Here is an 8,499-nt window from a genome sequence, read left to right on the forward strand (position 1 = left end):
CCCACGTAGGCTTGCCACGCTATGACGAAGCCCTCCCTCCCCGATCTGCTCCACGCCGCCGTCACCGCCGTCGGCGGCACCGAGCGCCCCGGCCAGGTGGCGATGGCCGAGGCCGTCGCCGAAGCCGTGGACGACACCGCCCATCTGCTCGTCCAGGCCGGCACCGGCACCGGAAAGTCCCTCGGCTATCTGGTTCCGGCGCTCGCCCACGGCGAGAGAGTCGTCGTCGCCACGGCCACCCTCGCGCTGCAGCGCCAGCTGGTGGAGCGCGATCTTCCGCGTACCGTCGACGCCCTCCATCCGCTGCTGCGCCGCCGCCCGGAGTTCGCCATGCTCAAGGGCCGCTCCAATTACCTGTGTCTGCACCGCCTCCATGAGGGCGCCCCACAGGAAGAGGAGGACGGCCTCTTCGACGTGTTCGAGCAGGCGACGCCGACCAGCAAGCTCGGCAAGGATCTGCTGCGGCTGCGCGACTGGGCGGACGAGACCGAGACCGGCGACCGCGATGCGCTGACCCCCGGAGTCTCCGACCGTGCCTGGGGCCAGGTGTCGGTCTCCTCCCGCGAATGTGTGGGCGCCTCGAAGTGCGCCTACGGGGCGGAGTGCTTCGCCGAGGCCGCGCGGGAGCGCGCCAAGCTCGCCGATGTGGTCATCACCAACCACGCACTGCTCGCCATCGACGCGATCGAGGGCGCCCCGGTCCTCCCGTCGCACGAGGTCCTGATCATCGACGAGGCCCATGAGCTGGTCTCCCGGGTCACCGGCGTCGCCACCGGCGAGCTCACCCCCGGCCAGGTCAACCGCGCCGTCCGCCGGGCGGCCAAGCTCGTCAACGAAAAGGCCGCCGACCAGCTCCAGACCGCCGCGGAGTCCTTCGAGCGCCTGATGGAGCTGGCCCTGCCCGGCCGCCTCGAAGAGATCCCCGAGGATCTCGGCTACTGCCTGATGGCGCTGCGGGATGCGGCCCGTACGGTCGTCGCGGCGCTCGGCGCGACCCGCGACAAGTCGGTCCAGGACGAGGACGCCGTCCGCAAGCAGGCGCTCGCCTCGGTGGAGAACGTCCATGCCGTCGCCGAGCGGATTGCCAACGGCTCCGAGTACGACGTCGTCTGGTACGAACGCCATGACCGCTTCGGCGCCTCCCTGAGGGTGGCCCCGCTCTCGGTCTCCGGTCTGCTGCGCGAGAAGCTCTTCGAGGACCGCTCGGTGGTCCTCACCTCCGCCACCCTCAAACTGGGCGGCGACTTCAACGGCGTCGCCGCCTCCCTGGGCCTCGCCCCCGAGGGCACGGCGGGCGAGGACGTCCCGCCCTGGAAGGGGCTCGACGTCGGCTCCCCCTTCGACTACGCGAAGCAGGGCATCCTCTATGTCGCCAAGCATCTGTCCCAGCCGGGCCGTGAGGGCAGCCGCACCGACATGCTCGACGAGCTCGCCGAGCTGATCGAGGCGGCGGGCGGCCGCACCCTCGGCCTGTTCTCGTCGATGCGCGCGGCCCAGGCCGCGGCCGAGGAGCTGCGCGGCCGGCTGGATCTGCCGATCCTGCTCCAGGGTGAGGAGACACTGGGCGAGCTGATCAAGGCCTTCGCCGCGGATGCCCGTACGTGCCTGTTCGGCACGCTGTCGCTGTGGCAGGGCGTCGATGTACCGGGCGCGAACTGCCAGCTGGTGGTGATGGACCGGGTGCCGTTCCCGCGCCCCGACGACCCGCTGATGAGTGCCCGGCAGAAGGCCGTGGAGGAGGCCGGCGGCAATGGCTTCATGGCGGTCGCGGCGACCCATGCGGCCCTGCTGATGGCCCAGGGCGCCGGCCGTCTGGTCCGCGCCACCGGGGACCGCGGCGTGGTGGCCGTCCTCGACCCCCGGGTGGAGCGGGCCCGCTACGGCTCCTTCCTCCGCAGGTCGATGCCCGATTTCTGGTACACGACCGACCGCAACCAGGTCCGCCGCTCCCTGGCCGCCATCGACGCAGCAGCAAAGGCCGCACAGACCGACGCATAGGCGGCGCACCATCCGGTGGCGCCGTAACCCTCCCTTGCGCACCCCCACCGGACCGCCATCCCTTCCGCGAGAGACGTGCGGAGGAAGCGGAGCCCGCTCAGGTGCAACAAACAGAGCCCCGGAACCGGCGCAGTGGTTCCGGGGCTCGGTCGTGAGGGGTGGCTCAGACGCGGCGGAGCACCGCCACCACCTTGCCGAGGATGGTCGCCTCGTCGCCGGGGATCGGCTGGTACGCGGAGTTGTGCGGCAGCAGCCAGACGTGGCCGTCCTCGCGCTTGAAGCGCTTGACCGTGGCCTCGCCCTCCAGCATGGCGGCGACGATGTCGCCGTTCTCGGCGACCGGCTGGCGGCGGACCGTGACCCAGTCGCCGTCGCAGATCGCGGCCTCGATCATGGAGTCGCCGACGACCTTCAGCACGAACAGTTCGCCGTCACCGACGAGCTGACGGGGGAGCGGGAAGACGTCCTCGACCGACTCCTCGGCGAGGATCGGGCCACCGGCGGCGATCCGGCCGACCAGGGGCACATAGGAAGCGGCGGGCTTGCCGGCGGTCTCCGTCGCCGTCGAGCTCGACTGGTCCGAGCCGCGGACCTCGTACGCCCGGGGGCGGTGCGGGTCACGCCGCAGGAAGCCCTTGCGTTCGAGCGCCATGAGCTGATGGGCGACGGACGAGGTGCTGGACAGCCCGACGGCCTGGCCGATCTCGCGCATGGACGGCGGGTAGCCGCGGCGCTGCACCGAATCCCGGATCACCTCGATCACCCGGCGCTGGCGGTCGGTGAGCCCGGAACTGTCGGCCCGGATCCCGGGTGGCCGGCCAGGAAGCGAGCGGGCGGGCTTCTGCTCTTCGGAGTCCAACGTGGCGTCGTCCATCGGCGGCCGCTGTGCCTTGTGCGGATGCTCGAACCGGCCCTGGGAGTGGCTTTGTGCGGTGATGGTCGCGCTGTCTGCGGTGGTGGTCACGTCGGCCCCTCTCGAAATGTTCTCCCTGGTTAGCCAACGGTAGTTGCTTTCGAAAGGTTGCGCCAAACACACGTTCGAGTGAAATATTCGCCGATTGGCTGACCCGGGCGAGGGGCTGGGTGTATGGCCGCGCGGCGTTCCGTGCACTCGTCGCCCCGTCCCGCTCGCGACCCGGGCCGGCCGGCGTGCCCCGGAAGCGTCGGGGCGTGGAGACCTGGGTGGCCGTCGCCGCGACCCCGCCGATACTGTCACCCCGCCCCGCCGCGCTCCCGGCCGGGGCGCTTCCCGTACCCTCGTCTGCGGCCGCCCGACCCGCCGCCACCGCGACACGCGGTAGGCGCATGTAAGCGGCCCGACACCACATCTAGTGGTTAGATGCCTTCGACTACCTAGAAGTTGTGGTCCCTGGTCTCTCGACGAGGCGGGGATCGCTTATGCTGGGTACTGCTCCGAAGGGCCCGTACGGACCGGCCGGAGGTCTGTCGCTGTGCGCTGGGTTCGTTGGCGTACGTACGTCCGTATATCAAGGGTGAGGAGGGTGGACCGTGCACTGCCCCTTCTGCAGGCACCCGGACAGCAGGGTCGTCGACAGCCGTACCACCGATGACGGGACGGCGATCCGCCGGCGCCGCCAGTGCCCCGACTGCGCCCGCCGTTTCACGACGATCGAGACGGCGTCGCTGATGGTGATCAAGCGGAGTGGGGTCACCGAGCCCTTCAGTCGCGACAAGGTCATCGCGGGAGTGCGCAAGGCGTGCCAGGGGCGCCCGGTCACCGAGGACGCCCTCGCCAAGCTCGGCCAGCGGGTCGAGGAGGCGGTGCGCGCCACCGGCAGCGCCGAGCTGACCACCCATGACGTCGGGCTCGCCATACTGGGCCCGTTGCAGGAACTCGACCTCGTCGCGTACCTGCGCTTCGCGTCCGTTTACCGGGCATTCGATTCACTCGAAGACTTCGAGGCGGCCATCGCCGAGCTGCGGGAGCAGCGCGAGCAGGGGCCGCCCGGGCAGGACCACGGGACCGAGGGCGAAGGCCCCGCCGTTCCCGTGCCCGCCACCGCCGCCGACTGAGCTCGGCGCACATCCAGGACCTGAACCGGGGCGAGAGCAGGGCGTCCCGGTGGCAGAAAGACAAACACCGTGCCACGGAATGAGTGCGCACATATGGGCGTTTGCCCGTATACAGGGAGGCGGAATGACAGAGACGACGAGCGGCCCGGCACGAGGCTCCCGCGCCAAGGGCAGCAAGGCGAGCAAGGGGCTGCGTATCGAGCGCATCCACACCACCCCCGGCGTGCATCCGTACGACGAGGTGGAGTGGGCGTCTCGTGACGTCGTCATGACCAACTGGCGCGACGGCTCGGTCAACTTCGAGCAGCGTGGCGTCGAGTTCCCCGAATTCTGGTCGGTGAACGCGGTCAACATCGTCACGAGCAAGTACTTCCGTGGCGCGGTGGGGTCCCCGACCCGTGAGTCCAGCCTCAAGCAGCTGATCGACCGCGTGGTCAAGACGTACCGCAAGAGCGGCGAGGAGAACGGTTACTTCGCCTCCCCGGCGGACGCCGAGATCTTCGAGCACGAGCTCGCCTACGCCCTGCTCCACCAGGTCTTCAGCTTCAACTCCCCGGTGTGGTTCAACGTCGGCACCCAGCAGCCGCAGCAGGTCAGCGCCTGCTTCATCCTCGCCGTGGACGACTCCATGGAGTCGATCCTCGACTGGTACAAGGAAGAGGGGATGATCTTCAAGGGGGGCTCCGGCGCCGGCCTGAACCTTTCCCGCATCCGCTCCTCCAAGGAGCTGCTCTCCTCCGGCGGCAACGCCTCCGGTCCGGTCTCCTTCATGCGCGGCGCCGACGCGTCCGCCGGAACGATCAAGTCGGGCGGTGCCACCCGGCGCGCGGCCAAGATGGTCGTCCTGGACGTGGACCACCCCGACGTCGAGGCCTTCATCGAGACCAAGGTGAAGGAGGAGGAGAAGATCCGCGCGCTGCGCGACGCGGGCTTCGACATGGACCTGGGCGGCGACGACATCACGTCCGTCCAGTACCAGAACGCCAACAACTCGGTCCGGGTCAACGACGAGTTCATGAAGGCCGTCGAGACCGGCTCGAAGTTCGGGCTGCGCGGCCGGATGACCGGCGAGGTCATCGAGGAGGTCGACGCCAAGGGCCTCTTCCGCAAGATGGCGGAGGCCGCCTGGGCGTGCGCCGACCCCGGCATCCAGTACGACGACACCATCAACCACTGGCACACCTCGCCGGAGACGGGCCGCATCACCGCGTCCAACCCGTGCAGCGAGTACATGCACCTGGACAACTCCTCGTGCAACCTCGCCTCGCTCAACCTCCTGAAGTTCCTGCGCGACGACGACCTGGGCAACCAGTCCTTCGACGCCGAGCGCTTCGCCAAGGTCGTCGAGCTCGTCATCACCGCGATGGACATCTCCATCTGCTTCGCCGACTTCCCCACCCAGAAGATCGGCGAGACCACCCGCGCCTACCGCCAGCTGGGCATCGGCTACGCCAACCTCGGCGCCCTGCTGATGGCCACCGGCCACGCCTACGACTCCGACGGCGGCCGTGCGCTCGCCGGTGCCATCACCTCCCTGATGACCGGCACCTCCTACAAGCGCTCCGCCGAGCTCGCCGCGGTCGTCGGCCCGTACGACGGCTACGCCCGCAACGCCGACGCCCACAAGCGCGTCATGAAGCAGCACTCCGACGCCAACGGTGTCGCCACGCGCATGGACGACCTGGACACCCCGGTCTGGGCGGCGGCCACCGAGGCCTGGCAGGACGTGCTGCGTCTGGGCGAGAAGAACGGCTTCCGCAACGCGCAGGCCTCCGTGCTGGCCCCGACCGGCACCATCGGCCTGATGATGGACTGCGACACCACGGGCGTCGAGCCGGACCTGGCCCTGGTCAAGTTCAAGAAGCTGGTCGGCGGCGGCTCCATGCAGATCGTGAACAACACGGTCCCCAAGGCGCTCAAGCGGCTCGGCTACCAGCCCGAGCAGGTCGAGGCGATCGTTGCCCACATCGCCGATCACGGCAATGTCATCGACGCGCCCGGCCTCAAGCCGCAGCACTACGAGGTCTTCGACTGCGCCATGGGCGAGCGCTCCATCTCCCCGATGGGCCATGTCCGCATGATGGCCGCGGCCCAGCCGTTCCTCTCCGGTGCGATCTCCAAGACGGTCAACGTCCCCGAGTCGGCCACCGTCGAGGAGATCGAGGACGTCTACTTCCAGGGCTGGCAGCTCGGCCTGAAGGCGCTGGCGATCTACCGCGACAACTGCAAGGTCGGCCAGCCGCTCTCCGCCAAGAAGAAGGAGGAGGAGAAGAAGGCCGAGCCGGTCGCCGAGAAGAAGGTCGTCGAATACCGCCCGGTGCGCAGGCGCCTCCCCAAGGGCCGTCCCGGCATCACCACCTCCTTCACGGTCGGCGGCGCCGAGGGCTACATGACCGCCAACTCCTACCCGGACGACGGTCTCGGTGAGGTCTTCCTGAAGATGTCCAAGCAGGGCTCGACCCTCGCGGGCATGATGGACGCCTTCTCCATCGCGGTGTCGGTGGGCCTCCAGTACGGCGTGCCGCTGGAGACCTACGTCTCGAAGTTCACCAACATGCGCTTCGAGCCGGCCGGCATGACGGACGACCCGGACGTGCGGATGGCGCAGTCGATCGTCGACTACATCTTCCGCCGCCTGGCGCTGGACTTCCTGCCGTTCGAGACCCGCTCGGCGCTCGGCATCCACTCCGTCGAGGAGCGCCAGCGCCACCTGGAGACCGGTTCGTACGAGCCGTCGGACGACGAGGTCGACGTCGAGGGCCTGGCCCAGTCGGCGCCGCGCCAGATCGAGTCGGCCCAGGAGCCCGCTCCGGCCGTGAAGATCGTCGAGGACGCCGCCGCCCCGGCTCCCCAGCAGGCGCACACCAACGCCGAACTCGTCGAGATGCAACTGGGCATCAACGCCGACGCGCCGCTGTGCTTCTCCTGCGGGACGAAGATGCAGCGGGCCGGCAGCTGCTACCTGTGCGAGGGCTGCGGGTCGACCAGCGGCTGCAGCTGAGCAGGAGCGAGGCCGCGCGGGAGGGTTCCTCCCGCGCGGCCCGCGGCCCGGGCTGACACGGCCCGGGCAAGTGTGGAGGGGACCGGCCGGGCGCCGGTCCCCTCCGTCGTGTGTGCCGGGCGATGTTCAGCGGTGTGCCGCACGTCCGGCGAACGGCCGGCGGAGCGCAGCCGTCGGCGTGGCCGTCAAGCGCCGCCGGTGCGCCGGGGAACAGTGACCCCGTCCCGTCAGCGCCCCATCAGTGAGACGAACGCATCCGGATCGGCGTCGAAGCCCCGGAGGCCGGGACGGAAACGCCATTTGCCCGTCTCGTCCCGGGTGAATTCGGCGACCGTCGCGGCGGTTGCCTCCGCTACCGAGGCGAAGTCGTCCTCCGCCAGATCGGTGTACCCCTCGCGGATCCGTACGGCGGTGTTCGCCACGTCTCCGAAGACCTTGCGGCCCTCGCCCTGCTGGATGGCCACCCCCACGAGGACCCGGGCATAGGTCTCGGACAGCCGGTCCAGTTCCAGCGTCATGATCTCGTCGGCGCCGAACCCCTGGCCGGTCCTGCTGTCCCGGTTGAGGGTGATCGTCCCGTCGGGCGACCGGCTGTCGAAGGCCACCAGATAGGCCGGGTCGCCGTGCGGCGCGTCGGCCGGGTACGTCGCCGCGACGATGTCGAGGTCGTTGTCCGGTGTTCCGATGGGACTGGGGTCCCACTTGAGTGTGACCTCGACCTTTTCGATCCCCTTGTTGAGCGTGCTCACCGGGCTTCCCCTCCTTCATCTCCCGGGGACGCGGCCCGACCCGCGCGATGATCACGCGGACTACTCCCCGGGACTTCCCGTTGGTGGACCATCGTGCCACGCCCGGTGACCCGTGGGCGGAAGCAACTTTCCCTGGCGGCAGGCGATATGAAGCCGGTGTGGGTGGCTGGAAAGCGTCCACCGGGGGCTGGCCTGAACCCATGGGCCGGGGCAGTGGTCCGCTCACCCCAGGGCGGTCGAGATGTCCGTGCGGGACATCGGGCGCCGTGGTGGGGGAGCGGCAGATGAGCGGGTTTGTGTGGTGGTCAGGTCGCGGATGAGGCCGCGGGCGGCGCGGAGCCGCGTGGCCCGGGTCTGTCGCGCAGCAGGGGCGATCAGCCGGGCGGACGCCAGCGGCATTCCGCCGGAGTGGATACGCAGAGTTTCGGACAGGTACGGATCGGTGGTGGCTTCGTTGCCCGGCAGGAACGGTGCCTGGACGTGGTCGAGGCGACGGAGCGAGAACCGGGCCTGAGCCTCCCCATCGGTCCGCGTCCGTATGGAAGTTCGGGGTGGTCGGATTGTGACACGCAGTGATTCCGGTCCGGCCGCGGGCCGTACGATGGCGCGGTGCTTGTCAAGTGGATTCGCCTCACCGTCGTGGACCGTCGAGGGTTCGAGCGGGGGCAGCGGAAATGGGCGGGGCTGCTGGGTGAGCCGGGCTTCCGAGGGCAGGGC

5 protein-coding genes and 1 pseudogene are annotated in these 8,499 nt (G+C 69.7%); 4 read left to right on the plus strand and 2 right to left on the minus strand.

The features are described from left to right. Nucleotides 1-21: 21 nt before the first annotated feature. Entirely contained in the window at nt 22-1,998 is a 1,977-nt protein-coding gene (locus EST92_RS11450) for an ATP-dependent DNA helicase (protein WP_129280827.1), read from the plus strand. A gap of 163 nt (nt 1,999-2,161) precedes the next feature. Here the strand turns inward: EST92_RS11450 and lexA are convergent, their stop codons facing one another. Further along, a complete protein-coding gene (gene lexA / locus EST92_RS11455) occupies nt 2,162-2,962 on the minus strand; it encodes a transcriptional repressor LexA (protein ID WP_093485531.1) in 801 nt (266 codons plus the stop codon). Nucleotides 2,963-3,507: 545 nt separating this feature from the next. Here lexA and nrdR point away from each other — a divergent pair. Together nrdR and EST92_RS11465 are read left to right on the plus strand one after the other, a co-directional pair. Then, complete coding sequence (nrdR, locus tag EST92_RS11460) at nt 3,508-4,032, plus strand: transcriptional regulator NrdR (RefSeq protein ID WP_129280828.1); 525 nt, start codon at nt 3,508-3,510, stop codon at nt 4,030-4,032. Nucleotides 4,033-4,156: 124 nt separating this feature from the next. After that, nucleotides 4,157-7,033, plus strand: coding sequence for a vitamin B12-dependent ribonucleotide reductase (locus EST92_RS11465; RefSeq protein ID WP_129249177.1), 2,877 nt, complete (start codon nt 4,157-4,159; stop codon nt 7,031-7,033). Nucleotides 7,034-7,260: 227 nt separating this feature from the next. Here EST92_RS11465 and EST92_RS11470 read toward each other — a convergent pair whose 3' ends face one another. Continuing rightward, the gene (locus EST92_RS11470; protein ID WP_006602680.1) at nt 7,261-7,782 is read right to left on the minus strand and encodes a TerD family protein; all 522 of its coding nucleotides are present in this window, start codon (nt 7,780-7,782) and stop codon (nt 7,261-7,263) included. Nucleotides 7,783-8,391: 609 nt separating this feature from the next. On the opposite strand from EST92_RS11470, the pseudogene EST92_RS11475 reads away from it, so the two are divergent. Next, a pseudogene (locus EST92_RS11475) lies at nt 8,392-8,499 on the plus strand (DUF4937 domain-containing protein); the annotation flags it as partial.

The sequence above is a fragment of the Streptomyces sp. TM32 genome, from assembly GCF_004122755.1.
In the GTDB taxonomy this organism is placed as follows: Bacteria; Actinomycetota; Actinomycetes; order Streptomycetales; family Streptomycetaceae; genus Streptomyces; species Streptomyces sioyaensis.

Coding starts and splice junctions, on each gene's coding strand:
- EST92_RS11450 (WP_129280827.1), top strand. CDS start 22: ATGACGAAGCCCTCCCTCCCCGATCTGCTCCACGCCGCCGTCACCGCC.
- EST92_RS11465 (WP_129249177.1), top strand. CDS start 4,157: ATGACAGAGACGACGAGCGGCCCGGCACGAGGCTCCCGCGCCAAGGGC.